Origin of the sequence: Pseudoalteromonas sp. P1-16-1b (genome assembly GCF_001401785.1) — a bacterium.
Taxonomy (GTDB): Bacteria; Pseudomonadota; Gammaproteobacteria; order Enterobacterales; family Alteromonadaceae; genus Pseudoalteromonas; species Pseudoalteromonas undina.
The window spans coordinates 51537-78027 of the sequence record NZ_LKGQ01000005.1 but is presented as its reverse complement, the minus strand read 5'-3'; the positions used below and the strand labels follow the sequence as shown (position 1 = coordinate 78027).

The following is a 26491-nucleotide window of genomic DNA, read 5'->3' as shown; positions in this document are numbered from 1 at the left end:
TGTTGAATTAAAAAAGCCGCAGAATCAATAATGAAACGGCGGCTTTAAATCAGAATTTGTTACTTTAGGAGCGGTTTATTGCTGTCCTTTATAGTGCTTGCTCTAACTGTGGTAAAACATCAAATAAGTCAGCAACTAAACCGTAATCAGCTACTTGGAATATTGGCGCATCAGGGTCTTTATTAATGGCAACAATAACTTTTGAATCTTTCATACCCGCAAGATGCTGAATGGCACCACTAATACCCACAGCAATATATAAATTAGGCGCGACAATTTTACCTGTTTGCCCTACTTGCATATCGTTAGGCACAAAGCCCGCGTCAACCGCTGCACGTGATGCACCAATAGCGGCACCGAGTTTATCGGCAATGCCATTTAATAATGCAAAATTTTCACCATTTTGCATACCACGACCACCCGAAATAACCACATCTGCAGCCGTTAGCTCTGGACGCTCTGATTCAGTTTGTTCAACACTAACAAAACTGCTTAACTGTGAATCAGAGACTGCATCTACAGCGGTTACATTAGCTGGAGCTTGCTCGCCTTGTAAATCAAAGCTACTTGCACGTACTGTGATCACTTTTTTACTATCGAGCGATTTAACCGTTGCAATAGCATTACCCGCGTAAATTGGACGTTTAAATGTATCAGCGTCAATTACATCAATAATTTCTGAAATTTGCGCTACATCTAATAATGCGGCAACACGCGGCATAAAGTTTTTACCTGTAGTAGTTGCACTTGCCACAATATGGCTGTAACTATCTGCAAGTGATAACACTAGATCTGTCATGCTTTCAGCAAGTTGATGCTCATAAACTGCATTATCAGCAAGTAAAACATTCGCAACACCCTCAATGCTCGCGAGTGACTCACTCATGGCGCCAAGGTTTATGCCTGCTAATAATACATCTACGTCAAAGCCTAATTTTTTAGCGGCATTAATCGTTTTTGAGGTTTCTGGTTTTAAGGCACCGTTATCGTGCTCTGCAATTACAAGAGTTTTCATTTAAATCACCTTTGCCTCTGTTTTAAGTTTTTCTACAAGCTGTGCAACATCTTCAACAATAATCCCGCCGCTACGTTTTGCAGGCTCTTCTACACTGACCAATTCAATACGCGGGGCTAAATCTACACCTAGCGAATCAGCCGCAATAACTTCTAACGGCTTACGTTTGGCTTTCATAATATTAGGTAGCGACGCATAACGTGGCTCATTCAAACGTAAATCGGTGGTGACTATTGCGGGTAAATTAAGTGCAACGGTTTGTAAACCACCATCTACTTCACGAGTAACATTTACTTTGCCATTTTCAATAACCACTTTAGAAGCAAACGTACCTTGACCACGGTTAGTCAGCGCCGCTAGCATTTGACCTGTTTGATTATTATCAGAATCGATTGACTGTTTTCCTAAAATAACCAGTTCAGGCGATTCTTGTTCAACTACTTTGGCAAGCAATTTTGCTATATGTAAAGACTCTAAATTTTCTTCTGTTTCAACATGAATCGCTTTATCTGCGCCCAAAGCCAGTGCTGTGCGTAATTGTTCTTGAGATGCTTTAGCGCCAATAGTAACAACAACTACTTCGGTTGCAGTACCCGCTTCTTTTAAACGAATCGCTTCTTCCACAGCAATTTCACAAAATGGGTTCATGGCCATTTTTACGTTAGTTAAATCAACACCGCTGTTGTCAGGTTTAACGCGAGCTTTTACGTTGTAGTCGATCACTCTTTTTATTGGTACGAGAACTTTCATAGGGACTCCATAATTATTTAAACCTATAAGCTAACGTCTACGTCAACCTATTTATTTTATGAAATCAGACTACTTCCTGTTGACGTAAACGTCAACCTAAAATAACCTTAAACTATTCACAACCTGTAACGATTAATTTGCATAACAAAGAAACAGGTTGCTTAGCTTACTTTTTGCCAAATAATGCAAAGGTGAGTCCGTCATAGATAAAGAGGTTATTATGATTGAACGCGAAACCATGGAATTTGATGTTGTTGTTGTAGGGGCAGGTCCTGCGGGGCTTTCAACAGCAATTAAACTCGCGCAGCAAGCACAAGAAAAACAACAAGAGTGCATGATATGTGTAGTTGAAAAAGGCTCAGAAGTTGGCGCACATGTATTATCAGGTGCCGTTTTTGAAACCAAAGCACTTGACGAATTACTGCCAAATTGGCAGGAACTCGGCGCTCCTGTTTCGACTAAAGTGGTAAATGATGAGATTTACTGGTTTAACAACGAACATAAAGCAACCTCAATTCCTCACTTTGCTACACCAAATACATTTCATAACAAGGGTAACTACATTGTTTCTATGGGTAATGTATGTCGCTGGTTAGCAGAGCAAGCAGAAAACCTTGGAGTAGAGATATTTCCAGGCTTTAGTGCGCATTCAGTCATTATTGAAGATGATGTTGTAAAAGGCATCATTACTGGCGATATGGGTGTAGATAAAAATGGCAATGAAAAAGACGGTTACATGCCAGGTATGGAGCTACGCGCTAAGTACACAGTATTTGCTGAGGGCTGTCGCGGTCATTTAGGTAAGCAACTGATCAATCAGTTTGCTTTAGACGATGAAAGTTCACCACAGCATTATGGTCTAGGTTTTAAAGAAATTTGGCAAGTTGATGAATCTAAACATCAGTTGGGTAAAGTTGTACACGGAACCGGTTGGCCATTAAGTAGTGACACTGGCGGTGGCGCCTTTATGTATCATAGCGAAAACAACCAAGTGGTTGTGGGGTTAATTGTTGATTTAAATTACTCAAACCCGCACTTAAGCCCGTTTGATGAATTTCAACGATTAAAACATCACCCTATTTTCAAAAATACACTTGAAGGTGGAGAACGTATTGCCTATGGCGCACGTGCCATTGCTAAAGGCGGTTTACATTCATTACCAAAAATGCACTTCCCCGGTGGCTTGCTAGTGGGTTGTGATGCTGGCACGCTTAATTTTGCAAAAATTAAAGGTAATCATACGGCTATGAAATCAGGCATGATAGCCGCTGAGGTCATTTTTAATGCGCTACAGAACGATTTAGCTAATAATGATTTAACCCAGTACACCACTGAGTTTAAAAAGTCATGGGCGTATAAAGAGCTGTATCAGTCTCGTAATTTTGGCCCTGCTATGCATACCTTAGGTAAATTTGCAGGCGGCGCATATAACACGCTTGATCAAAATATATTTAAGGGTGCCCTACCGTTTAGTTTTAAAGATAACGTACCTGACCATGCAACTTTAAAAGACGCTAACCAAGCTGAAAAAATTAACTACCCTAAGCCTGATGGCAAACTCAGTTTTGATAAGCTTTCTTCAGTATTTTTATCTAATACTAATCATGAAGAATCGCAGCCGTGTCACTTAAAACTAAAAGATGCATCAATTCCGATTAACGTTAACTTAGTTAAATTTGACGAGCCAGCACAGCGCTACTGCCCTGCCGGCGTTTACGAAGTACAAGAAGTAGAAGGCGAGCAATCCTTTGTGATCAACGCGCAAAACTGTGTGCATTGTAAAACCTGTGATATTAAAGATCCGAGCCAAAATATTACCTGGGTAACTCCCGAAGGCGCTGGTGGCCCTAACTATCCCAATATGTAACAACCTTTCTATAGAAATTATAAACTTATCCTAAATTGCAGGGGCTTCGGCCCCTTTTTTGCGCTATGCTGTTAAGTAATATGAATGAATGAGAGTGTGTTATGGCGTCGTCGAGTGTAATTTTTCGTTTTTTAGCAGAGCCAACCGATGTAAATTTTGGTGGTAAGGTGCATGGCGGTGTGGTCATGAAGTGGATTGACCAAGCGGGTTATGCCTGTGCTGCGGGCTGGAGCGGCCATTACTGTGTAACAGTATCGGTTGCGGGCGTTAAGTTTAGCCGTCCTATCTTAGTTGGCCAAATTGTTGAGGTTGAAGCAAAAATTGCACACACCGGCAAAACCAGCATGCAAATTTTTATTCAAGTTCGCTGTGGTGACCCTAAAACGCAAAACTTAGTTGAAACTAATCACTGTGTTATTAGCTTTGTTGCTATGGATGAAACGGGTTACCCTGTGGCGGTACCAGAATTTAAATCGGTTACCGACGAAGACAAAAAGCTTGAGAACTACGCAATTAAAATGAAGCAAATAGCCATCGAAACAGAAAACTTATTAGATAAAGTTTAATTTAGTTACTTTTATAGGTATGTAGAAACTACAACAACTTGTAAAAGCTACAATTTTTTAATTTTTATGGATTAACTGCACGCTGAACACCTGATTGTTTTGCGTGCCAAAAACACCATAATAGCTTAACAAACACACATAAAGCCTAAATATTAGGCTAAATAATACTTGGCACGCTCACTGCAATTAGTAAATCGACGTTTGATGAAATAATTCATCGATATTACTTTTTAAAGGAGCTATATAATGATTAAAACACTTTCTCTTTCTGCACTTGCTTTAGCAACACTGGGTTTTAATTCAGCGGCACAAGCTGATGTTACCGACATGGACTCTCCGCGTATTTACACTGGTATTGGTTATGGCCAATATTCATTTCAGTTTGAAGATAGCGAAAACGACACCGACTTTGATGACGACGCGCAAATGTTAAAAGGTTACATTGGTACCCAATTTAATGAACATTTAAGCCTCGAGCTTGCTTATCAAAATTTTGATGAAGTGAGTGATATAGACAGTAAAGCTGAAATTGATGGCGTATCGTTAGCAGCACGTTTTGCAGCGCCTATTACTGAAGATTTTTCTGTTTATGCAAAAGGTGGTTGGTTTGAATGGGATGCAGACGTTACTCAAGAACTTCCAGTTGGCAGCGTAAGCGCATCTCAAGATGGCGGCGACGTATTTTACGGTGCAGGTATTGAATATGCATTTACAACCAATATGCAAGTGCGTTTAGAGTATGAGCGTTATGAATTAGAAGATGATATTGATCCAGAAATGGATGTTGCGTCAGTATCATTCCAATACATGTTTTAATAAAAGCTCAATTATTAAAACGTTAGGTAAGGCTATTTTTAGCCTTACCTTTTTTATTTCACATTTAAACCAATCAGTCTATAACTCCTCTTCTAATTAAGCTAATGCCAGCAACATTAATAACAGGTAGAATAACGCTCTATTTTTTCTATAACCGAGCATTATGAGCGATTATCAAATTTCGGCTATTGGCCATATTCAATCTCCGTATAAACAAAAATTTGCCATTCCTAGGCAACCTAGATTAGTACCCGAGGCTAAAGCCAAACTGATTTTTGCCAAAGAATTTAATCGTGAAGAGTTTGTTCGCGGATTAGATGAATTTAGCCATATTTGGCTGTTATTTCGTTTTCATGAAACTGCTGATAAAGGCTATTCAGCAATGGTTCGCCCGCCGCGCCTTGGCGGTAATGAGCGTAAAGGCGTATTTGCTACTCGTGCTACTTTTCGTCCAAATGCTATTGGCATGAGTGCAGTAAAGTTAGAGGGAATTGAGTATACAAACGGCCAGTTGGCGTTATTGCTCGCCGGTATTGATTTACTTGATGGCACACCCATCGTAGATATAAAACCTTATTTACCCTATTCAGACTCATTACCCGATGCAAGCGCTGGATTTGCCGATACGCGCCCAGAGACTCAAATGAGTGTTGAGTTTAGCCAACAGGCTATAGAATTTATAAATAAACAAAGTCACTATCCTGAGCTACAAGCGTTTATTAGTAATGTGCTAAAACAAGATCCGCGCCCTGCCTACAAAAAGCAAAAACAAGGCGTGCAAAGCTATGGTATGAATTTGTATGAATACAATATTACTTGGCAAGTGACTGATTCTCATCATCTGGTTACTCATATTGAGCTCAGTTAAGCTAACTTTAAAGCCCTGCTATGGCTATAAAATTCGATAAAAAATCACTTAGCGCTTTAGTGTCAATGCAACCGCTGGTAAACTGAGCGCCTTAATTAAAAGAACATATCACTCTATTTCGGAAAAAACATGCGTACTAGTCAATATATACTCGCTACACTTAAAGAAACGCCATCCGATGCGGAAATTGTCTCGCATCAATTAATGCTTAGAGCCGGAATGATCCGTCGCGTCGCTTCGGGTTTATACACTTGGCTTCCCTCTGGCTTACGTGTGCTAAGAAAAGTAGAAAACATAGTACGCGAAGAAATGGATAAAGCCGGCGCAATTGAAATGCTTATGCCTGTTATTCAGCCTGCTGATTTATGGGAAGAGTCTGGCCGCTGGAGTGAGTTTGGTCCTGAGTTAATGCGCTTTACCGACCGTCATAATCGTGAATTTGCCATGGGCCCTACCCATGAAGAAGTGATCACCGATTTTGTTCGTAAAGAAATTAACAGCTACAAACAACTACCAATTACTTTGTACCAAGTACAAACTAAAGTACGTGATGAGCGCCGCCCACGTTTTGGTGTTATGCGTGCCCGTGAATTTACTATGAAAGATGCCTACTCATTCCATTTAACCGATGAATGTTTAGATGCAACGTATCAAGTAATGCACAAAGCCTACTGTAATATTTTTGAACGTTTAGGCTTAGATTACCGCCCAGTAATTGCAGATACAGGCTCTATTGGCGGTAGTGTATCGCATGAGTTCCATGTACTTGCTGAATCTGGCGAAGATGCCATTGCTTTTAGTGATGCCAGCGACTACGCCGCTAATATTGAAAAAGCCGAAGCATTAGCGCCAACTGAAGCTCGCCCACAAGCAAGCAAAGAGTTAAAAGCATTCCCAACGCCTGATGCTAAAACAATTAATGAGCTTAAAAAACACTATGGCGTAAAACCCCATCGCGGTGTTAAAACATTAGTGGTTTATGGTACTCCTAATGAAGACGGCGTACGCGGGCTTGTTGCATTAGTACTGCGTGGCGATCACGAACTTAATGAACTCAAAGCTGAAAAGCACCCATTGGTTGATTCTCCACTTGAAATGGCAACCGAAGCAGATATTGTTGCTGCCATTGGCGCAAAACCAGGCTCTTTAGGCCCAGTTGGCTTGAACATGCCTATTATTGTTGATAGAACAGCGGATGTAATGGCTGATTTTGTAGCCGGTGCCAATAATGATGATGAGCACTTTAGCGGTATTAACTGGGATCGCGACGTAACAAACTACGAAGTTGCTGATATCCGTAATATTGTAGAAGGCGATCCTAGCCCGTGTGGTCAAGGCACGTTACAAATTAAGCGCGGTATTGAAGTGGGTCATATTTTCCAGCTAGGTACTAAGTACTCAGAAGCATTAAAAGCAGGTGTACTAAGCGAGTCAGGTAAAAACCAAATAATGACTATGGGCTGTTATGGAATTGGTGTATCACGTATTGTTGCTTCAGCTATTGAGCAAAATAACGATCAATACGGTATTACATGGCCTAAAGCTATAGCTCCTTTCGATTTAGCAATTGTGCCAATGAATATGCATAAATCGCATCGTATTCCTGATATTGCTAATAACCTATATCAAGGTTTAAAAGATGCAGGCCTAGATGTGCTATTTGATGACCGTAAAGAGCGCCCTGGTGTTATGTTTAACGACATGGAATTACTTGGTGTACCTTACACACTTGTCATTGGTGAGCGTAACCTTGATGAGAATAAGGTAGAACTAAAAAACCGTCGCACCGGTGAAAAACTTATGATAGATATTGATAGCGCAATTGAAACTATTAAAGCGCAATTTAAATCATAAATAGTAATCTCATTAAAAAACCGCTGTATGATTTTTTCATACAGCGGTTTTTTATTGATTGCTTATCTAGTAATTTTCAAACACAGAGCTTAAATTAAGCAAATAGCACTGTCTCATAATTAATAATTTATAAAAAAAGGTCGCTGTGCGACCTTTTAAATACTTAGCAATTTAGATGGTTATCTAAACAACACGTCTTCGCGGTTAAACCACTTAACACAAAATGCCAATAGTGCACCGGCTATCAGTGCCGTAGCCAAAAATATTAATCCCACCAGCGTGTAATCGACTGTGCCTTTAATAATTTCTTTAATCGCTAAGGCGACGTTAGTAACCGGAATAAAGGCTGTTTTAGCGGTCAGTTCCATATTAGGCATAATAGAGATAATAATTGGGAAAAATACCACCATACTTAATGGCGTCATGTAATTTTGCGCTTCTTTAAACGAACGTGCATAGATTGATATAGCCAATGCTAATGCAGAAAAAATAGCTGCAATTGGTAATAATAATACAAAAATCATCAGCAAGTCTGAAATGCCTAATGTACTAAACGCGGCTTTAATAAACTCTAGATCAGCAAATGCCAGTGCTAATGCTATCCAACACCCCATACTAATCACGGTGATAGTAGTTGATGCGATTGAAGTTGTGAGTAGAGTAATAAATTTACCCAATACTAGCTCTGTACGAGTAATGGGGGTAAGTAATAACGTTTCTAAAGTACCACGCTCTTTTTCGCCAGCGCCTAAATCAATTGCTGGGTAAGTTGCCCCCATTAGCACTAGCGGGATAAGTAAATAAGGTAAAAACCCACCTACTTTTTCACCTAAGTTTTCACGTTTGTCTGCAGTATCAACTTTAACCACATTAATTGGCTTTAAAATAGATTCTTGTGCGCTTTTATCGATACCAAAACTCAATAGTTTACTTTCTTGAAGTGTATCGCTGTACTCTTTAGCAAGTTCTTTTACACGCTCAAATAAGAAGTTAATTGATTTTGAATCATTAAATACAACTTGCCATTCACTTTGCTTTTTATCATCTAATGTTTTTACTGCATCGCTTGGTAAGTATATTCCCATGTCGATATCGCCAGCAGTTACCCCTGCTTTTAGCTCCTCAACACTATTAAAAGTTTTATCGCCTTTATATAACTCAAAGCTTTTATGATAAAACACTTTATCAGTAAATTCTGGGGCAAAGTCGCCATTGATAATCGCATAAGTATTCACTTTTTGCTCTGCATCAAGCGCGGCTTGCGAAGAAATAAACGCAACCACAGCAAATAACAACGGAAAAACCACAATCGGAAATACTACCACGAACAACAAGGTTTTTTTATCGCGTAGCAGCTCGGTTAATTCCTTTTTAAAAACTTCAAACATCTTGCTTCTCCGTTAATATGTTCATAAACGCTTGGTTTAATTCTTCGCTGTTACCCGCTTGTTTAAATTCAGCGAGGGTGCCATCAAAACAACTTACACCTTCATTAATAACCGCTACACGGTCACATAAAAGCGCAACTTCATCTAAATGGTGCGTAGAAAAAATAACAGGAGTGCCTTGTGCTTTTAAGCCTTTAATAAAGTTAATTACTGTTTGCGTGGTCATAATATCAAGCCCGGTAGTTGGCTCATCAAGAATAACAACGTCTGGGTGATGCACCACAGCACGCGCTATATTGGCTTTTTGCTTCATACCGGTTGATAAGTTTTCAGCACGCTTATCAATAAATTTATGCATATCGAGTAAGGTAAATAATTCTTCACAGCGTGCCTTGATTGCCTGCTTGCTCATGCCATGTAGCTTTGCAAAATATTCGATATTTTCTTTTACCGTTAAACGGCCATATAAACCAGTAGAGCCAGACAAAAACCCGATAGATTTACGCCCAATGAGTGGCTTTTTAATTATATCGTTTCCGGCAATGGTAATACTGCCATCATCCGGTTTTAAAGCGGTTGAAATCATTCTTAAGGTGGTGGTTTTACCCGCGCCATTAGGCCCTAACAGCCCTAATACTTCGCCTTTTGCACAGCTAAAGCTGACATTTTTTACTGAATGAAAAAAGTCTTTATCTTCGCGTGGGTCTACTTCATCTGTTTTATTTTTTTTATGATCTTTGGTGAGCTTAAACTTCTTCTTAAGCGCGGTGACTTCTATCATTTTCGTGTCCTTCGTTTCGGTCTAAAATAGTCCGTGTTGTCGTAAAATGATGAATTGTTATTCTCCTCACACCAACCAGGAACACCTAATAAGGGTAAGGGTGAAAGCTGTTTATTATCGGCTAAACAATCATCATTTTTAATCATCTCATAAAGTTGCTTATCTAGGTACTGATATTGCGTTACTAAATCTTTACAAAATATTTCATCAGGTACATTCACAAATAATGCTTTGCCTGTGAGCCCAATATAAGGTTTGGTCAACATTTCGTAATTAGCGTGGCCAAACATGAATGGCGCTATAGTTTTACCCCACTGCTCTCTATGCGTTATAAATGCTGTTTTCCATTGGTGGTCTCTTAAGCATGCTTTCCAATTAGAATCACTAATAGCTAAAACTACGCCACACTCGTCAAACAGGGTTAATGCGTTACGATGTTTACTGCGTTGTTTTAAACCATGGACTGCTATTTCATCTACATGACGCTGATTGATTAGGGCTTTTGTTTTTGGGAATAAACACCAAATAAAACCACCAAACAGATCATGCCAATTTTGCTGGCGAGTAGGTACTTCCCCAGTTTCAAAAATAACTTGTTCATAATAGCGCTCAGCAAAGTCAACCTTTGCATCATCGATAAAACGAATGGGGAGATTATTTGCGTTTATGGCATTTAAGTACGGGGCAAAATACGCAGGTTCTGGCCAGTCTGGTTGTTGATGAATTTTAAACAGCTGACGTAAGTGAGCAAATGCCCCTGTGTTTAGGCTCGTTGCTTGAAATTGTTCTGGGGGAGTAAAACGCTTCATTGTTACCTTTACTGTACATTTTTATCCCTAACAGTTTACCGCAAAAACTGGTTCTAATTAACAGAAGTTCATATACTAGGGCCACTTAGAACAAAAAAAGAGCCAATATGAAACGTTATTTTTCTTTGACCTTAATCACAACCGCGATTCTAGCGGGTTGTGCAACAACAAGTATCACTTCTGACGATGTCGCGAAAGGCTATAACAGCATTCAAGCCGATGAAATTGCTAAGCATGTAAAAGTGTTAGCCTCTGATGAGTTTGGTGGTCGTGCTCCTTCATCTGAAGGTGAAAAGCTTACGCTTGACTACTTAACAAAAGAATTTACTGCATTGGGCTTTGAACCGGGTAACGGTGATAGTTTTTTCCAAGAAGTCCCGCTTGTATCATTAGAAGCAGACTCTGACATGGTGCTTAATATTGGCGGTAAAGACTACCAATACAAAAAAGACATGGTAATGGGTAGTAGCCGTATAAGTGCGCAAGAAGGGATTGAAAATTCAGAGCTAGTATTTGTCGGCTACGGTGTTAACGCACCTGAATATAACTGGAATGATTACGAAGGCCTAGATGTTAAGGGTAAAACCGTCGTGATGCTGGTAAATGATCCTGGTTTTGCAACTAAAGATCCAAACTTATTTACCGGTGATGCCATGACCTATTACGGTCGCTGGACTTATAAATACGAAGAAGCAAGCCGTCAAGGTGCAGCGGGCGCTATTATCATTCATGAAACGGCTCCTGCTTCTTACCCTTGGTCAGTGGTTGAGAACTCGTGGAGTGGCGAGCAGTTTGGTTTTGTAAAAGATAATAACAACATCGATCGTGTTGCTGTTGAAGGTTGGGTTACTGTTGATGTAGCAAAAGAGCTATTTACTAAAGCAGGCCTTGATTTTGATACTGCTAAAGCAGAAGCAGCTAAAGGCGCTTATCATGTAGATATGGGCGATTTAGCTGCCACTGTGAATGTAAAAAATACCATCAAAAAATCGGTATCTTATAACTTTATTGCCACTCTTCCCGGTAGTAAAACGCCAGATGAGCATATTATTTACTCTGCGCATTGGGATCATTTAGGAACGGATGAAAATCGTAAAGGCGATCAAATTTATAATGGTGCCCACGATAATGCGACAGGTACAGCCGGTATGATCGAAGTGGCTGAAGCATTTACCAAACTAGGTAAACGCCCTGACCGCTCAATGACCTTTTTAGCGGTAACCGCTGAAGAACAAGGTTTGCTTGGCTCAAAATACTACGCCGCTAACCCAGTTATTCCGGCAAATAAAACCGTTGCTAATATTAATATGGATAGCTTAAACCTATTAGGAAAAGTAAAAGATATTAGTGTGGTGGGTATTGGTAAATCGCAAATGGATGAACTATTAGCAACGGCTGCAAAAGAGCAAGGCAGAACAGTATCGGGCGACCCTAAGCCATCTTCAGGTGGTTACTACCGCTCTGATCACTTTGCCTTTGCCAATATGGGCGTACCTGCTATGTATGCTGGTGGTGGTTCAGAAGCGTTTGATGAAGAAACGGCTAATTACCGCAAGCGTATGAGCCTAGTACTGCGTGGCTGTTACCACCAGCCTTGTGATAGATATCGCGATGAGTGGGATTTATCAGGTGCGGTTCAAGATTTACAATTATTTTATAAAGTAGGTTTTGATATTTCGCAGCAATCTCAATGGCCTACTTGGAATGAAAACTCAGAGTTTCAACGTAAATAAGCATTTTCAACCAACCCCTCAAATGATATTGATTATCATTTAATAAAATAGTACAGTGCGATCTAGTTTCTTAATTAGGTCGTACTGTATGTTTTTAACAGAACATTTAGGAGTTATTTCGCCAGCTGCAAAACGTGTTTTTCATCAAAATAAACGCCTAATTTTACCACTGTTAATTTTAGTCTGTTTAGCCTTGCCCACCTTACGCACTATAACAATCACTGCACTCAGTGATGCTTTTTTTCAAGTCAGTGTGTTTGTTGCTGCTACCTTATTTATTTACTACTACGCGATTGATCATTTACCCCAACTAGAGCTTCGTTATCTAAATGCTAAGTCTCCTGTGTTAGAGGTCAGCTTTGCTGCTTTTTTAGGTATGCTGCCAGGCTGTGGTGGTGCAATCATTGTGGTTACTCAATTTACCAAGGGACAAGCAAGCTTTGGGGCTATTGTCGCGGTATTAACAGCAACTATGGGTGATGCTGCGTTTTTATTATTAGCTACACGCCCTACTGACGGGTTAACAATAATGGCCATAGGCTTAGTCGTTGGAACGCTAACAGGCTTACTGGTTAATAAACTACATAAAACGGGTTATTTATGCCCTACCAATCAAAAGCAAACACAGCCAGTGACTGTATTGCCAACCAAAATAATAAAGTTGAGCAAGCCTATTTGGTTAATGGCTATTATTCCTGGGTTACTTATTGCTTTTGTACTGGCGTTTAATATTGATTTAAGCCAATTTGGTAAGCACACAGTGACCGCAGTCAGTTTTTTTGGCGCATTAATGGCATTGTTTGTTGTGTTTATGTGGGCGCTATCATCAAAAGGTGAAAGCTATAAGGAAGTAACCTCAGAAGACGATCTATGCAGCCCGCCTTCAAAAATAACAAAAGTACTGCAAGATACTCACTTTGTAACTGCGTGGGTGGTTGCCTCCTTTGTGTTATTTGAACTATTGGTTACCGTGTTTGGCCTTGATTTAAAAACATGGTTTGTAAATTATGCCTATTTAGCGCCGTTAATTGCGGTATTAATTGGCTTCTTACCCGGTTGTGGACCGCAAATCATTGTCACCACTTTATACATTCAAGGTGTGATACCGTTTAGTGCTTTAGCAGCGAACGCCATCTCCAACGATGGCGATGCGCTTTTCCCTGCCATTGCTATGGCACCCAGAGCGGCCATTATTGCTACAATTTATACCGCCATACCGGCATTGATGGTTGGTTATGGACTGTATTACTTTGTAACTTAATTTTTTACATAAAAAAGCTCAGCAATGGCTGAGCTTAAAATGTTTACAAGTTACCTAATTAAGCAGTGTGTAGTTCAACTTCTTTAGGGTTAGCACCGTGATCGTTTTCACCTTCTTGCGAGTCTTGCGCTAGGAAGATAATCAAAATGATCCAGCCAATCACTGGCACTAGCCACAGTAATTGCCACCAACCTGAACGATTAGTATCGTGAAGACGGCGAGCACCCGCACTTAGTTGAGGAATCAATAAAGCCAAGCTATATATTGTGCTTACAAACATTGTGTTTGTAATACCATCTATAACACTTGTTAAAAGCGAAAAAATCAAATTAATTAACATAAACATCCAAAATGCTTTGCGGCGATTACGTCCTGAAAAATCTGCGTAGCTACGCAGTGCATTCATATAATGTTCCATAAAATTTCCTTAATGTTATTTTTTATATTCCCTAAAGGGCGTACAGTGTTACCTATTTGGTTACATTTGTATCTTAATTAATAATATAAATTTATTAAAGAAAAAAACCAGCTTTATGCTGGTTTTTTAAATAGTTTTTTAATAAATCATCAAAAAGAATTAGCGCATTGCCATCATCATTTTAGCTGGCTGTTCTAGGTATTCTTTCCATAAATTATTAAAGCGCGCTATAGTGCCGCCATCAATTACACGGTGATCACCTGACCAACTTACTTGCATAATTGCACGTGAAACTACCTGCCCTTGCTGATCAAAGCGTGGAAGGTGCTGTAATTTACCAAGTGCAACAATCGCGACTTCTGGCTTATTTATGATTGGCGTTGCAATAGTGCCGCCAATTGCACCAATGTTAGAAATGCTAATAGTGCCACCTTTTAAATCATCAGGTGCAACTCGCCCTTCGCGAGCAGAATCAGTAAGCTGAGTTAAACTGTTAGCAACCTCTACAATACTTTTTGTTTGGCAAGCCTTAATGTTAGGCACTAATAAACCTACTTTAGAATCTACTGCAACCCCAATGTTATGATCGTCATAGTAAGTAATTTCGCTACAATCATCATTTACTTTTGAGTTAAGTACTGGGAATTGACTCATTGCCAACGATAACGCCTTAATAAAGAACGGCATCATAGTTAACTTAACACCCTGTGCTTTATATTGCTCTTTCAGATCAGCTCTAAGTGCAATTAAATCAGTTAAGTCAATTTCATCACTGTAGGTAAAGTGTGGAATAGTAGAAACCGACGCTACCATTTGTTTTGCCATGGCCGCTTTAATACCTTTAATCGCTTCTGTTCGCGTTCCACCTGTGCTCGCTGTATGTTCAGTACTGCTGGTTTTTTTACTCTCAGAAGCTTGTGGCTTGTTAAGCTCAGAAGTATCCATACCAGATGGCACTTCATTTTTTATAAATGCTTCAATATCTTGTTTATAAATACGACCATTTTTACCACTGCCTGGTACGCAAGTTAAATCTACATCAAGCTCTCGCGCTTTACGTCTAACCGCAGGTGAGGCAACTGCTTTTTCGTTAACAATCGCAGTTTGTGGTTGTGTTTGTTTAGCCGGTGAATCGGTAGTTGCATTGCTTTGTGCTTTTACGACCGCTTGATTAACATCAACATCTTCTTTTGCAGCTTGACCTGCTATGGTCATTTGAAACAACGGGCTATGTACTTTGGCAATTTCACCTTTTTGATAATATAGCTTTTGTACAGTACCGGTATATTTAGCCGGTATCTGTACCAACGCTTTATCAGTCATTACATCACAAACAGCTTGGTCTTCTTCAATCTCATCGCCTTCTGCTACTAACCACTCTACAATTTCACACTCAACAATACCTTCACCAATATCGGGTAAGATAAAATCTTCTAAGTGTTCACGAGTAGATGTTGGTGCAGATGATGTTTCAGTCTTTTCGCTGGGTGCTTCCCCGGCAACATCCATTGCAAATAACGGCGCATGCACTTTAGCAATATCGCCTTTTTTGCAATGTAGCTTAGTGATCACCCCATCGTGTACCGCAGGAATTTGCACTAAGGCCTTATCTGTCATCACATCACAAATAGGCTGATCTTCTTTTACTGTATCACCTTCTTGTACCAGCCATTCGACTACTTCGCATTCAACAATGCCTTCACCAATGTCGGGTAATATAAAATCTTTAGCCATGGAAACCCCTAAAAGTTCACTGATTGTTTAATTGCGGCCATTACTTTCAATGCATCTGGAACATATTCTTTTTCAAGCGCCAGCGGGTATGGTGTATCTAAACCACATACACGTAAAATAGGTGACTCTAAATGCAAGAAACACTCTTGAGCGATGGTTGCCGCAATTTCGGCGCCAAAACCATTGGTAATAGGCGCTTCATGACTAACAATAAGCCGGCCTGTTTTTGTCACTGACTTAGCAATCGTTTCAACATCCCATGGTAGAATACTGCGAAGGTCAATTACCTCACAGCTTATACCTTGTTCTCTGGCTTGTTTAGCAGCTGCTTCTACAATTTCCATTTGTGCCCCCCACGCCAATAAAGTAACGTCAGTGCCCTCTTGAACCACTTCGGCTTTGCCTAGTTCAATGCTGTAATCTTCTTCTGGCACTTCACCCGTAGATGCGCGATATAAGCGTTTTGGCTCAAAAAATAGCACTGGGTTATCGTCTTTAATACATGCGCGTAGTAAGCCTTTAGCTTGATAAGGATTACGCGGCACGACAATTTTTAACCCTGGCGTATGAGCAAAATATGCTTCTGGTGATTGCGAGTGATACAAACCACCAGCAATACCGCCACCGTAAGGTGTTCGTATTGTTAGATTACCTACGTTAAATTCATTACCGCTACGGTAGCGAAACTTAGCAGATTCATTTACAATTTGATCAAACGCAGGAAAGATGTAATCAGCAAATTGAATCTCAGCAAGCGCTGGTGCACCAAATGCGGCCAATCCGTTAGCAAAACCTAAAATGCCTTGCTCTGTAAGCGGCGTGTTGAATACTCGGTGCTTACCGTATTTTTCTTGTAAGCCTGATGTTGCTCTAAAAACACCGCCAAAATAACCAACGTCTTCACCAAAAATACACGCTTGAGGGTGCTCATTCATAGTGATATCTAAAGCAGAATTAATTGCATGTAGCATGTTCATTTTAGCCATTACTTAATTCTCCCTGCTGTTGTTGGGTAGGCATCAGGATGGGCTTTTATATGTGTTTTAAGCTCATCATATTGGCGTTGTAAAGATGGAATTGGTGTATCGTACACATCAGAAATCAGCTCTTCTAAGGCTGGTTTATCAATTACTTCAGCGCGTTTAAGTGCCGCCAAAATATCATCACGAATTGTTTCTTTCGCTTTTATATCTTCTGCGTCATCTAACCAGTTTTGTTTTACTAGCCATTTTCTAAAGCGCTCTATTGGGCACGCTTTATAGTTTGCTTCTTCATCTTTTGAACGGTAGCCACTAGGATCATCTGACGTTGAGTGCGCGCCTAAACGATAAGCTATCGATTCAATAAGTACAGGTTCACCTTGGGTTGCTGCAATTTCTCGGGCTTTTTTAGTTGCTGCATAAACAGCGAGTGCATCGCTGCCATCAACACGTATGGTTTTAATACCATACCCTACGCCACGCGATGCAATACCATCACCTTTAAATTGTTCATCAGCTGGGGTAGAAATAGCATAACCATTGTTACGTGCAAAAAAGATAACCGGTGCCTTGTGCACTGCAGCCATGTTAAGACCTGCGTGAAAATCACCTTCTGAAGCGGCACCTTCACCAAAATAACAAATGGTGACGTTATCAATAGTGCTTGCTAGTTCACCTGTTTTAGCATCGATATGTTTTACTTTTTGACCGTATGCATAACCGGTGGCCTGTGGGATTTGAGTTCCTAATGGCGATGAAATTGTCATGTAGTTAAGTGCTTTAGAACCGTAATGGATCGGCATTTGACGGCCTTTACCAAGATCTAGTTCGTTAGAAAACATCTGATTCATAAATTGGTCAAGCGTAAAACCACGGTAGTGCAACGCCGCTTGCTCACGGTATTGCGCCATAATCATATCATCTTGATCAAGGGCTGCCGCAGAGGCTGTTACCGCCGCTTCTTCACCTAAACACTGCATGTAAAAGCTAACACGGCCTTGGCGTTGAGCACCCTGCATACGTTCATCCAATAAACGAATAAAACGCATGGTTTCGTATAATTTAATAGCGGTTTGTTTAGAAATGTCAGGTGCAGGAGCACTAGGATGAATGTCGCCGTCCTCAGTTAAAATACTAAGGGTTGGAATATTAAGCGCGTGACCGTCGATAAACTCAAGCTCATGGTTAATATTCAGCGATACGTTATTGGGATTACTCATAACCTACCTTCTCTTGTTGTCGGTATCACAGTGCCCCTTTAAATTATTATTATGGGTGATTGTTGCTGAATAAACTTTGCAACATCTGCACTGTATTTAATTAAAGCTGCCAACACTTTACGTTAACGTAAAGTGTTATTCAACAAAACTGTGACCAAACAAAAGTAAATATTGAGCAAAAAACTGGCAAGTTAACTATACATATAATTAACCACTTATTAATCAGTTGGTTAAACTTTCATAACAAGTGGTCTGATGTGTTGAATTATCTAAAACGACTATCCACCTGCATAGGCACAACCGTTAATAGTGCACGTTGTCCAATAGCAACTTGTGCGTTAGGAAAAATAATCGCTTCCCCTTCTACGTCCGCATAAATTGCATTATCACCATCAGTTGCTAAAAGCTCACCCTTTGCAAAGCCTGTAAAGTTCTCGGCATCATCAGAAAACGGGAAGCTAAAGTTTTGCTCTGTGCGGTTAATTGTGCGATGAACAGAAAACAACTCAAAGTCACTTGCATTAAATTTAGGGTATTCCACTTCTTTTTGACTAATTAATGCAGTTAATGTTTGCTTAGTTTTTGCAAAGCGCGACATGTCGTTTTCACCAAAAGGTTTTACCTGGCCAAGCTCAACGGTAAACGAATCAGCCCCATGCACAAACGATGAATAGTAGCTAAACGTGGTAGCCGGTGATTTCATCATTAATACCGTATTTACTCCGCAACTCAATAAAAACTGCAGTTGCGACTTTTTCCACGGCTTGCCATGTAAAAATGGGTAAACAGCAAACTTCTCATTTTTTGAGCCACGAATAGCGGTATGTAAATCATAATGACAGCGATATGTGCCCTGCTCTGAGCGTGCATAAAAATCGCTAACGTACTGTTCAAGTTTTGCAGCACGAACACGTTCGTCGTTCATCGCGATACCATCAACAGTGTGGTGCCCATTAAATAAGCGATTTAAGTTCTCTTCTACAAAGCGTTTACCAATATTAATTGACTGAGGGTTACCAAAAATAAATAAAACCCGTTGTTGTAATTCAAGTTTTCCACTAATAATGTGTTTAATCAGTTCATCGCAAATTTCTATTGGGGCTGTTTCATTGCCATGAATTGCACTTGAAAGCACCACATTCTTTGACGTTATACAATCAGGCTCAAATTCAATTACACCGGTATCATGCACGGTTACTTGCGTATTATTACTAAGGGTAAATTGGCCTGCATCCAAATGCCATTCATGGTTTCGAGAAAGCGTTAAAAAATCACCATCTTGTTTTAATTGATTAATATATTCTGAAGTGGCTGACATCACTATAAAGCCCTTTTTGTTTTATAAATTGTAGATACAAAAACGGCTGAATAAATCAGCCGTTTTTAATTTTAATTGCAGATTAGCTAATTACTGAATCAACCAGTTTTTTAGCTTCTTTTTCTAATAAGGCTAAATGCTCTTCGCCTTTAAATGATTCTAGATATATTTTATATATATCTTCAGTACCTGACGGACGAGCAGCAAACCAGCCACTTTCAGTTACTACTTTTAAACCACCAATTGCTGCATTATTACCTGGCGCATGAGTAAGTTTCTGCATAATTGGCTCACCGGCTAAGGTATCGGCTTTAACATCGTCAGCACTGAGCGCTTTTAAACGTGATTTTTGCTCAGGCGTCGCTGGCGCATCTAAACGTTTATAAATTGGTGCACCAAATTCTTGCTCTAGTTCTTTATATAACGTAGACGGTGTTTTACCTGTAACTGCAAGAATTTCAGCAGCAAGTAGCCCCATGATAAAGCCATCTTTGTCTGTACACCACACGGTGCCATCAAAACGTAAGAAGGCTGCCCCAGCGCTTTCTTCACCACCAAAAGCCAACTTGCCTTTATTTAACCCCTCAACAAACCATTTAAAACCAACGGGTACTTCTTTTACTTTACGCTTATTACGCTCAGTGACTTTATCAATCATTGAGCTAGAAACGAGGGTTTTACCAATTTCAACACCGGCATCCCAGTCACGATGCGTTAGTAAATAATCAATTGCTACTGCTAAAAAGTGATTTGGATTCATTAATCCATCAGGTGTTACTATGCCATGACGGTCATAATCAGGGTCATTGCCTATCGATAGATCAAAATCATCTTTAAGGGCAATTAAATTCGCCATTGAATAAGGTGATGAGCAATCCATACGAATTTTGCCATCTTTATCAAGTGGCATAAATGCAAAACGCGGATCAACACTATCATTTACAACGGTTAAATCTAGATTATATTTTTTAGCAATCACTGGCCAAAAGTTGATGCCTGAACCACCTAATGGATCGATACCTACTTTAATACCAGCATCACTAATCGCTTTTAAATTAACAATGTTTTCAAGATCATTGATGTACGGTGTCATTAAATCTTCATAGCGGATAAAACCAGAACGCGACGCTTTAGCAAATGGAAACAGTTCTACTTCAACTAAGTCTTCCATTAAAAGCTGATTGGCTCTATCTTCAATCCATTTTGTTACATCTGTATCTGCAGGACCGCCATTAGGTGGGTTATATTTGAACCCGCCATCTTCAGGAGGATTATGAGACGGAGTAACGACAATGCCATCGGCCAATTCATTTGGGTGATTTTTATTATAACTAACAATAGCGTGGCTAATTACTGGTGTTGGTGTGAAGTCGCCATTTTCTTGGGTGATCACTTGCACTTCGTTAGCAACGAGTACTTCTATTGCTGAGTTAAAGGCCGCTTCGCTTAATGCGTGGGTGTCTTTACCCAAAAATAATGGGCCGAATATATCGTTTTGTTTTCTGTAATCACAAATAGCTTGGGTGATTGATAATATGTGGGATTCATTAAATTTCACATCATACGCACAACCACGGTGCCCTGAGGTGCCAAAGGCAACACAATGCTCAGGGTTTTGCTCTAGATCAGGCTCATTTAAATAATACGCAGACACTAACTTTGGTACATTCACTAAAACCGATTGTGGTGCAGTTTTCCCTGCGCCGGAATGAATTGCCATGGTATTTCCTTAAAGATAATCACGAATTTTTTCAGCTTGCTCATTGCTATAGCCCAAGCTAAGTGCAACTTCATGCAGCATCATTTTTTTACGTGTCGTATTTGAATTAGTCATCACCCAATATTCACTATCGGTGATGTTTTTAGGGTTCATACTACTACCGCTATTCACTAAGTCTTCTTTACTGGTCGCAAAATAAACACGATCGCGGCCTTTGATATCAAGCACTGCTGAAAAGTCAGTTTTGTGCGTTCGGTAAAATGCACTTAATATAAATAAGAAACGACCAACAACACCTTTTTGCATTGCCAGCTCTTCTTTATTTAAAATATTAAATACGTTCGCATTCTTTTTATTTACCGGCGGTTTCGCCACAGAGGCTGGCTGTTCAACGGCAGCAACTTGTTGTTCTTCAGATGGATTAGACACACTAACAGTTTCATTTTTATGATCAGTGTCTGATTTTGTAGTGTGAATTTTTTCGCCGCTGAGATTTAATAAACGACGTAAAATAGTCGATGCACTTTCACCAATACTCTGGGTATTGCTAGCAATGTACTGATATAACTCGTCGTCTATGTCGATTTGTTTCATGTTCTTCCTGTCATTACGGGTAACATTTTTCTTTCGATATGATTATACCCAAATCACCTCAAGATGCGAGTTTCAGTTGGAATTAAAAGCAATTTAGGCAAGGCATTGATTGCAAACAATAGTCATTCTATTGCTAAAACCAATAACGCAGTATAAATCGCTTTTAAACCAACCCTCTGGGCGTTTAACAGGAACTTACTCTCATCGTTGTTAATTTTTAAAAGGGATTGCCATTGTTGCAAACTAACGCCTTGATATTAAGCCCCGGTGAAACGCTGAATTCTGTATCTTGTGATGGTTTGGGTATATACCCAATCCAGTTAGAAATGCGAGTTACAACCCACGCTACCCTAAACATATAATTAATAATGACCAAATAATCAGAGAGCTAGGTATTTTGCATCCAGCGTTTAAATAATATCTGTATTTTTTGCTTTTTTAGTTAATGCTCGGCAAACTATGCGCAAAATTATGGGAGACGTTTATGCAATTAAATTACAAACAAATTGGTCAAGGTCCTGATGTTGTTTTGATCCATGGACTGTTTGGCTCATTAGAAAACCTTAATGTGATTGCAAAACCATTAAGTGAACACTTTTGCGTAACCAATGTCGATTTACGTAACCATGGCCTTTCCCCACACAGTGATGAAATGGATTACCTAGCCATGGCCAATGACATTGTGGAATTAATGGCGAAATTGAAAATACAAAAAGCCCACCTTGTAGGGCATTCCATGGGCGGTAAAGTGGCAATGCAAGTTGCATTAACCCATAGCGAATTGGTCAATAAATTAGTGGTACTTGATATCGCCCCAGTTAGCTACCCGGCTCGTCATACCCAAATCATTGAGGCATTAAATGCAGTAAAAAATGCCGATATTAGTGATAGAAAGCAAGCTGATTTAGTAATGCAACCGTATATAGAAGAGTTAGGAGTACGTCAGTTTTTATTGAAGAGTTTATATAAAAATGATGCAGGGAAATTTGTATGGCGATTCAATTTATCAGTGCTTGATAATAAATATTCAACAATTACCGACAACATTAATGCAAATAATTCTTGTTTATGCGAAACTCTGTTTATTAAAGGTAATGACTCTGACTACATATTAGCTGAGCACCGTGAAGCAATTAATTCGCTGTTTAAAAATGTAAGTGCAAAAATCATCCATGGTGCGGGTCATTGGTTGCATGCCCAAAAACCACAGGCTGTAAACAAAGCAATCAATGATTTTTTAACTGCAGTTTAATGTTATTTTTGTGGCGTGTTTTTGATTTATCACACTAAATAATTAAAGATTTATGTGCTATAGTACGCGCCGTTTAATTTAAAGGTTATACGTCGATGGTCAGTCAGTTTATTAACGAATTTGATACCTTAGGGTTGTATTTTGGCTTAGCAGGTATTTTTATTTTTATCGGCTTGGCAATTAAAGACGTACTGAAAAGCGGCAATGTGCCTAAATTTGGTCGTTATATTGTGTGGCTGGTACTTTTTTTAGGTTGTTCTGGCTTTATTGCCAAAGGACTTATTCAGGTATTTTGGCAAGGTGCGGGTGTAGGTTAAGCATGGCCAAGTCAGAAACAGATAGAACAACGCTTGATTTATTTGAATACGAGAAACGTCCAGGTAGGCCGAAAACCAATCCCCTTCCACGGGATATGCAGTTAAAGGTCAATAAACGTAATCAAATAAAAAGAGATAAAGCACGTGGCTTAAAGCGTGTTGAATTTAAAGTTTCGTCACAGCTGTATCAAGCTTTGAGTGATATGGCAGATGCACAAAATATTAGCCGTAGTGCGTTGATCGAAACAATTTTACAAGAAAGATTGGCTATTGATAGATAAAAGGTTTAAATCCATGGCAAGTGTAGGCATTTTTTTCGGAAGTGATACAGGTAACACAGAACACGTAGCTAAAATGATCCAAAAAGAATTGGGTAAAAAGCTCGTTGCTGTGCATGACATTGCAAAAAGCTCTAAAGAAGAGATAGCTGAATTTGATCTGATCTTATTCGGCATTCCAACTTGGTACTATGGCGAAGCGCAGTGTGATTGGGATGACTTTTTTCCTGAGCTTGAAGAAGTAAGCTTTGAAGGTAAGCTAGTGGCTATTTTTGGCTGTGGCGACCAAGAAGACTATGCAGAATACTTCTTAGATGCAATGGGTATGATCAACGATATCGTAACAGAGCGTGGTGCTATTGTTGTTGGTCATTGGCCAACTGACAGCTATGATTTTGAAGCATCAAAAGGTATGGCGGATGACAAGCATTTCGTTGGCTTAGGTATTGATGAAGACCGCCAGCCTGAATTGACTGAGCAACGCGTTAAACAATGGTGTGCTCAGGTATATGATGAAATGTGCTTAAGTGAGTTAGCAGATTAACCCTCCCTTTTTATGCTAACTGTTTAAAATATTATCAAACAGTTAGCATTTTCCGCGTTAATATTGATATAGATCAATTGTTCTTTGCACTTCCTGCAAAGGCACGTTATCCTAACTGTTATTGTGACGAGTACATCTTGCAAGATGTCTAGTATAACTAAATAAAATTGAGACAGATTTAATGACTGATCATAACTTGGAACTTAAAAAAGCCGGGCTAAAGGTAACTTTACCGCGTATTAAAATTTTAGAGATTCTTCAATCTCCAGATAACCAACACATAAGCGCTGAAGATGTTTACAAGGTTTTATTAGATCTAGGCGAAGAAATTGGTCTTGCGACTGTTTACCGTGTTTTAAATCAATTTGATGATGCGGGTATTGTTAGCCGTCATCATTTTGAAGGTGGCAAGTCTGTATTTGAACTTTCTGGCAGTACTCACCATGACCACTTAGTGTGTTTAAAGTGTGGCAAGGTTGTTGAGTTTGAAGATGACTTAATTGAACGTCGTCAACTCGAGATTGCTGAAGAAAACGGTATTAAGCTAACTAACCACTCTCTTTACCTATACGGTGAGTGTGAAGATAAAGACGCATGTAAGGCGTTTGCACAAAACAACAGTTAATTTTTATTAATTGCATAAAAAACCTGCTAAAAGCAGGTTTTTTTGTGTCTAAAATAGAACAGAATTACTTCTGATCTATTTTAGCCCATGAGTCGCGCAGACCCACAGTTTGATTAAATACCACATTCTCAGATTTACTATCACGAGAGAAGTAACCAGTACGCTCAAACTGGAAACCTTGCTCAGGCTGTGAATTTGCCAGTGAAGGTTCTAGTTTTGCATTATTAATAACAACTAACGACTCTGGGTTTAATGTGCTTTCAAAATCTTCTGCTGCTGCAGGGTTAGGCACACTAAACAGACGGTCATATAAACGCACTTCTGCTGTTACCGACTCTGGTGCAGATACCCAATGGATCACCCCTTTTACTTTACGCCCATCGCTTGGGTTTTTACCTAATGTTTCAGGATCGTAAGTACAGTAAATAGTGGTAATTTCACCGTTATCGTCTTTTTCAACACGCTCTGCTTTAATTACATAAGCGCCACGTAAGCGTACTTCTTTATCAAGTACTAAACGTTTGAACTTATTGTTTGCTTCTTCGCGGAAATCTTCACGTTCAATAAAAATTTCACGGGTAAAAGGCACATCACGACGACCCATTTCTTCTTTATTTGGGTGATTAGCAACTGACAATGTTTCAACAGTGTCGGCTTCATAATTCTCAATCACGATTTTAACCGGATCAAGTACAGCCATCGCACGCGGTGCATTTTCGTTTAAATCATCACGGATACACGCTTCAAGCATACCCATTTCAACCATATTTTCTTGTTTAGTAATACCAATACGTAAACAAAACTCACGAATTGAAGCCGGTGTATAACCTCGACGACGAAGACCCGCAATCGTTGGCATACGCGGGTCATCCCACCCTTCTACCTTGTTATTTACCACTAAGTCATTAAGCTTACGCTTTGACATAATTGTGTATTCAAGGTTTAACCGTGAAAATTCAATTTGCTGTGGGTGGCACTCAAGGCTGATATTATCAAGAACCCAGTCGTAAAGACGACGGTTATCTTGGAATTCTAAGGTACATAATGAATGTGTTATACCTTCTAGCGCATCAGAAATACAATGCGTGAAGTCGTACATTGGGTAAATGCACCATTTATCATCTGTTTGGTGATGATGTGCAAAACGAACGCGGTAAATAATTGGATCGCGCAGCACCATAAATGAGCTGGCCATATCAATTTTAGCACGTAGAACACATTCACCTTCTTTAAATTCGCCATTACGCATCTTTTCAAATAATGCGAGGTTTTCTTCAATCGAAGTATCGCGATAAGGGCTATTCTTACCTGGCTCTTTTAATGTGCCACGGTATTCACGTGCTTGATCGGCAGTTAAAAAACACACATACGCTAAACCTTTTTCAATTAACTCAACTGCATAGCCGTAAAGCACATCAAAATAGTTTGACGAATATTTAATCTCACCATCCCAATTAAACCCTAACCACTGTACGTCTTCTTTAATTGAATTAACGTAGTTAATATCTTCTTTTTCTGGGTTTGTATCGTCAAAACGAAGGTTACATAAACCGTTATAGTCTTTGGCGATACCAAAATTTAGGCAAATTGATTTTGCATGGCCAATATGTAAAAAGCCATTTGGTTCTGGTGGAAAACGGGTATGCGTTGTGGCATGTTTTCCACTTGCTAAATCTTCATCAATTCGGGTTCTAATAAAGTTACTTGGGCGATTCTCGATTTCCGCCATAGGAGTATAAACCTCTGTATATTGCGTGATAACAAAACTAATGCATTATTACAA

Annotated in this window: 25 protein-coding genes; 12 read left to right on the top strand and 13 right to left on the bottom strand. The window is 39.5% G+C overall.

The features are described from left to right. Window positions 1-88: 88 nt before the first annotated feature. Both AN392_RS05635 and AN392_RS05630 read right to left on the bottom strand, forming a co-directional pair. Window positions 89-1015 (bottom strand): electron transfer flavoprotein subunit alpha/FixB family protein, encoded by a 927-nt coding sequence (locus AN392_RS05635; protein ID WP_008113818.1) that lies wholly within the window; start codon window positions 1013-1015, stop codon window positions 89-91. Continuing rightward, entirely contained in the window at window positions 1016-1765 is a 750-nt protein-coding gene (locus AN392_RS05630; protein ID WP_008113816.1) for an electron transfer flavoprotein subunit beta/FixA family protein, read from the bottom strand. A gap of 220 nt (window positions 1766-1985) precedes the next feature. Here AN392_RS05630 and AN392_RS05625 point away from each other — a divergent pair, with 220 nt between their 5' ends. The 5 genes from AN392_RS05625 to AN392_RS05605 all read left to right on the top strand — a co-directional run bounded on the left by AN392_RS05625 (window position 1986) and on the right by AN392_RS05605 (window position 7736). Beyond that, window positions 1986-3632 (top strand): electron transfer flavoprotein-ubiquinone oxidoreductase, encoded by a 1647-nt coding sequence (locus AN392_RS05625; RefSeq protein WP_055012104.1) that lies wholly within the window; start codon window positions 1986-1988, stop codon window positions 3630-3632. A gap of 101 nt (window positions 3633-3733) precedes the next feature. Beyond that, a complete protein-coding gene (locus AN392_RS05620; RefSeq protein WP_008113812.1) occupies window positions 3734-4198 on the top strand; it encodes an acyl-CoA thioesterase in 465 nt (154 codons plus the stop codon). Between the two features lie 246 nt (window positions 4199-4444). Then, window positions 4445-5014 (top strand): outer membrane beta-barrel protein, encoded by a 570-nt coding sequence (locus AN392_RS05615; protein ID WP_055012103.1) that lies wholly within the window; start codon window positions 4445-4447, stop codon window positions 5012-5014. 163 nt (window positions 5015-5177) lie between these two features. Beyond that, the gene (tsaA, locus tag AN392_RS05610) at window positions 5178-5882 is read left to right on the top strand and encodes a tRNA (N6-threonylcarbamoyladenosine(37)-N6)-methyltransferase TrmO (protein ID WP_055012102.1); all 705 of its coding nucleotides are present in this window, start codon (window positions 5178-5180) and stop codon (window positions 5880-5882) included. Window positions 5883-6011: 129 nt separating this feature from the next. After that, window positions 6012-7736: a proline--tRNA ligase gene (locus AN392_RS05605; protein ID WP_055012101.1), complete on the top strand. Its 1725-nt coding sequence runs from the start codon at window positions 6012-6014 to the stop codon at window positions 7734-7736. Window positions 7737-7915: 179 nt separating this feature from the next. On the opposite strand, the gene AN392_RS05600 is transcribed toward AN392_RS05605, so the two are convergent. Genes AN392_RS05600 through AN392_RS05590 form a run of 3 tightly spaced genes read right to left on the bottom strand, consistent with a single transcriptional unit; the run spans window position 7916 to window position 10714 of the window. After that, the gene (locus AN392_RS05600; protein WP_055012100.1) at window positions 7916-9124 is read right to left on the bottom strand and encodes an ABC transporter permease; all 1209 of its coding nucleotides are present in this window, start codon (window positions 9122-9124) and stop codon (window positions 7916-7918) included. Continuing rightward, window positions 9117-9905, bottom strand: a complete 789-nt coding sequence (locus AN392_RS05595) for an ABC transporter ATP-binding protein (protein ID WP_010390097.1) — start codon at window positions 9903-9905, stop codon at window positions 9117-9119. The genes AN392_RS05600 and AN392_RS05595 overlap by 8 nt, the downstream gene beginning before the upstream one ends. Beyond that, window positions 9902-10714, bottom strand: a complete 813-nt coding sequence (locus tag AN392_RS05590) for a DUF3025 domain-containing protein (RefSeq protein WP_055012099.1) — start codon at window positions 10712-10714, stop codon at window positions 9902-9904. The genes AN392_RS05595 and AN392_RS05590 overlap by 4 nt, the downstream gene beginning before the upstream one ends. A gap of 107 nt (window positions 10715-10821) precedes the next feature. On the opposite strand from AN392_RS05590, the gene AN392_RS05585 reads away from it, so the two are divergent. Together AN392_RS05585 and AN392_RS05580 are read left to right on the top strand one after the other, a co-directional pair. Next, complete coding sequence (locus AN392_RS05585; protein WP_055012098.1) at window positions 10822-12447, top strand: M28 family metallopeptidase; 1626 nt, start codon at window positions 10822-10824, stop codon at window positions 12445-12447. Between the two features lie 88 nt (window positions 12448-12535). Continuing rightward, window positions 12536-13708, top strand: a complete 1173-nt coding sequence (locus AN392_RS05580) for a putative manganese transporter (RefSeq protein WP_055012097.1) — start codon at window positions 12536-12538, stop codon at window positions 13706-13708. Between the two features lie 58 nt (window positions 13709-13766). Here AN392_RS05580 and AN392_RS05575 read toward each other — a convergent pair whose 3' ends face one another. From AN392_RS05575 to seqA, 7 genes are all read right to left on the bottom strand, one after another. Then, the gene (locus AN392_RS05575; protein WP_010390103.1) at window positions 13767-14126 is read right to left on the bottom strand and encodes a DUF805 domain-containing protein; all 360 of its coding nucleotides are present in this window, start codon (window positions 14124-14126) and stop codon (window positions 13767-13769) included. Between the two features lie 159 nt (window positions 14127-14285). Then, window positions 14286-15860: a dihydrolipoyllysine-residue acetyltransferase gene (locus AN392_RS05570; RefSeq protein WP_055012096.1), complete on the bottom strand. Its 1575-nt coding sequence runs from the start codon at window positions 15858-15860 to the stop codon at window positions 14286-14288. 8 nt (window positions 15861-15868) lie between these two features. Beyond that, window positions 15869-16846, bottom strand: a complete 978-nt coding sequence (locus AN392_RS05565) for an alpha-ketoacid dehydrogenase subunit beta (protein ID WP_055012095.1) — start codon at window positions 16844-16846, stop codon at window positions 15869-15871. Continuing rightward, entirely contained in the window at window positions 16846-18060 is a 1215-nt protein-coding gene (locus AN392_RS05560) for a thiamine pyrophosphate-dependent dehydrogenase E1 component subunit alpha (protein ID WP_008466734.1), read from the bottom strand. The genes AN392_RS05565 and AN392_RS05560 overlap by 1 nt, the downstream gene beginning before the upstream one ends. A 265-nt stretch (window positions 18061-18325) precedes the next feature. Beyond that, on the bottom strand, window positions 18326-19378 hold the full coding sequence (astE, locus tag AN392_RS05555) for a succinylglutamate desuccinylase (protein ID WP_055012094.1): 1053 nt from the start codon (window positions 19376-19378) through the stop codon (window positions 18326-18328). Window positions 19379-19460: 82 nt separating this feature from the next. Next, complete coding sequence (gene pgm / locus AN392_RS05550; protein WP_055012093.1) at window positions 19461-21098, bottom strand: phosphoglucomutase (alpha-D-glucose-1,6-bisphosphate-dependent); 1638 nt, start codon at window positions 21096-21098, stop codon at window positions 19461-19463. A 9-nt stretch (window positions 21099-21107) separates the two neighbouring features. After that, a complete protein-coding gene (gene seqA, locus AN392_RS05545; protein ID WP_010390110.1) occupies window positions 21108-21692 on the bottom strand; it encodes a replication initiation negative regulator SeqA in 585 nt (194 codons plus the stop codon). Between the two features lie 484 nt (window positions 21693-22176). On the opposite strand from seqA, the gene AN392_RS05540 reads away from it, so the two are divergent. From AN392_RS05540 to fur, 5 genes are all read left to right on the top strand, one after another. After that, complete coding sequence (locus AN392_RS05540) at window positions 22177-22944, top strand: alpha/beta fold hydrolase (RefSeq protein ID WP_010390111.1); 768 nt, start codon at window positions 22177-22179, stop codon at window positions 22942-22944. A gap of 95 nt (window positions 22945-23039) precedes the next feature. Then, window positions 23040-23261, top strand: coding sequence for a DUF2788 domain-containing protein (locus AN392_RS05535; RefSeq protein ID WP_008113777.1), 222 nt, complete (start codon window positions 23040-23042; stop codon window positions 23259-23261). Between the two features lie 2 nt (window positions 23262-23263). Next, window positions 23264-23542 carry a LexA regulated protein gene (gene ybfE / locus AN392_RS05530; protein ID WP_008113775.1) on the top strand — a complete coding sequence of 93 codons (279 nt, stop codon included), beginning with the start codon at window positions 23264-23266 and terminating at the stop codon, window positions 23540-23542. A 13-nt stretch (window positions 23543-23555) separates the two neighbouring features. Next, window positions 23556-24083, top strand: coding sequence for a flavodoxin FldA (gene fldA, locus AN392_RS05525; protein WP_008113772.1), 528 nt, complete (start codon window positions 23556-23558; stop codon window positions 24081-24083). 181 nt (window positions 24084-24264) lie between these two features. Beyond that, complete coding sequence (fur, locus tag AN392_RS05520; RefSeq protein ID WP_010390113.1) at window positions 24265-24708, top strand: ferric iron uptake transcriptional regulator; 444 nt, start codon at window positions 24265-24267, stop codon at window positions 24706-24708. 64 nt (window positions 24709-24772) lie between these two features. Here fur and glnS read toward each other — a convergent pair whose 3' ends face one another. Then, window positions 24773-26437 (bottom strand): glutamine--tRNA ligase, encoded by a 1665-nt coding sequence (glnS, locus tag AN392_RS05515; RefSeq protein ID WP_055012092.1) that lies wholly within the window; start codon window positions 26435-26437, stop codon window positions 24773-24775. Between the last annotated feature and the right edge of the window lie 54 nt (window positions 26438-26491).

Excerpts from the sequence above, each read along its gene's own strand:
- glnS (WP_055012092.1), bottom strand. The coding sequence starts at position 26,437 with ATGGCGGAAATCGAGAATCGCCCAAGTAACTTTATTAGAACCCGAATT.
- AN392_RS05630 (WP_008113816.1), bottom strand. The coding sequence starts at position 1,765 with ATGAAAGTTCTCGTACCAATAAAAAGAGTGATCGACTACAACGTAAAA.
- AN392_RS05605 (WP_055012101.1), top strand. The coding sequence starts at position 6,012 with ATGCGTACTAGTCAATATATACTCGCTACACTTAAAGAAACGCCATCC.
- AN392_RS05595 (WP_010390097.1), bottom strand. The coding sequence starts at position 9,905 with ATGATAGAAGTCACCGCGCTTAAGAAGAAGTTTAAGCTCACCAAAGAT.
- AN392_RS05585 (WP_055012098.1), top strand. The coding sequence starts at position 10,822 with ATGAAACGTTATTTTTCTTTGACCTTAATCACAACCGCGATTCTAGCG.
- AN392_RS05540 (WP_010390111.1), top strand. The coding sequence starts at position 22,177 with ATGCAATTAAATTACAAACAAATTGGTCAAGGTCCTGATGTTGTTTTG.
- AN392_RS05625 (WP_055012104.1), top strand. The coding sequence starts at position 1,986 with ATGATTGAACGCGAAACCATGGAATTTGATGTTGTTGTTGTAGGGGCA.
- AN392_RS05615 (WP_055012103.1), top strand. The coding sequence starts at position 4,445 with ATGATTAAAACACTTTCTCTTTCTGCACTTGCTTTAGCAACACTGGGT.
- tsaA (WP_055012102.1), top strand. The coding sequence starts at position 5,178 with ATGAGCGATTATCAAATTTCGGCTATTGGCCATATTCAATCTCCGTAT.
- AN392_RS05580 (WP_055012097.1), top strand. The coding sequence starts at position 12,536 with ATGTTTTTAACAGAACATTTAGGAGTTATTTCGCCAGCTGCAAAACGT.
- pgm (WP_055012093.1), bottom strand. The coding sequence starts at position 21,098 with ATGGCAATTCATTCCGGCGCAGGGAAAACTGCACCACAATCGGTTTTA.
- AN392_RS05590 (WP_055012099.1), bottom strand. The coding sequence starts at position 10,714 with ATGAAGCGTTTTACTCCCCCAGAACAATTTCAAGCAACGAGCCTAAAC.
- ybfE (WP_008113775.1), top strand. The coding sequence starts at position 23,264 with ATGGCCAAGTCAGAAACAGATAGAACAACGCTTGATTTATTTGAATAC.
- AN392_RS05565 (WP_055012095.1), bottom strand. The coding sequence starts at position 16,846 with ATGGCTAAAATGAACATGCTACATGCAATTAATTCTGCTTTAGATATC.
- AN392_RS05535 (WP_008113777.1), top strand. The coding sequence starts at position 23,040 with ATGGTCAGTCAGTTTATTAACGAATTTGATACCTTAGGGTTGTATTTT.
- AN392_RS05635 (WP_008113818.1), bottom strand. The coding sequence starts at position 1,015 with ATGAAAACTCTTGTAATTGCAGAGCACGATAACGGTGCCTTAAAACCA.
- astE (WP_055012094.1), bottom strand. The coding sequence starts at position 19,378 with ATGTCAGCCACTTCAGAATATATTAATCAATTAAAACAAGATGGTGAT.
- fur (WP_010390113.1), top strand. The coding sequence starts at position 24,265 with ATGACTGATCATAACTTGGAACTTAAAAAAGCCGGGCTAAAGGTAACT.
- AN392_RS05570 (WP_055012096.1), bottom strand. The coding sequence starts at position 15,860 with ATGGCTAAAGATTTTATATTACCCGACATTGGTGAAGGCATTGTTGAA.
- AN392_RS05600 (WP_055012100.1), bottom strand. The coding sequence starts at position 9,124 with ATGTTTGAAGTTTTTAAAAAGGAATTAACCGAGCTGCTACGCGATAAA.
- seqA (WP_010390110.1), bottom strand. The coding sequence starts at position 21,692 with ATGAAACAAATCGACATAGACGACGAGTTATATCAGTACATTGCTAGC.
- fldA (WP_008113772.1), top strand. The coding sequence starts at position 23,556 with ATGGCAAGTGTAGGCATTTTTTTCGGAAGTGATACAGGTAACACAGAA.
- AN392_RS05620 (WP_008113812.1), top strand. The coding sequence starts at position 3,734 with ATGGCGTCGTCGAGTGTAATTTTTCGTTTTTTAGCAGAGCCAACCGAT.
- AN392_RS05575 (WP_010390103.1), bottom strand. The coding sequence starts at position 14,126 with ATGGAACATTATATGAATGCACTGCGTAGCTACGCAGATTTTTCAGGA.
- AN392_RS05560 (WP_008466734.1), bottom strand. The coding sequence starts at position 18,060 with ATGAGTAATCCCAATAACGTATCGCTGAATATTAACCATGAGCTTGAG.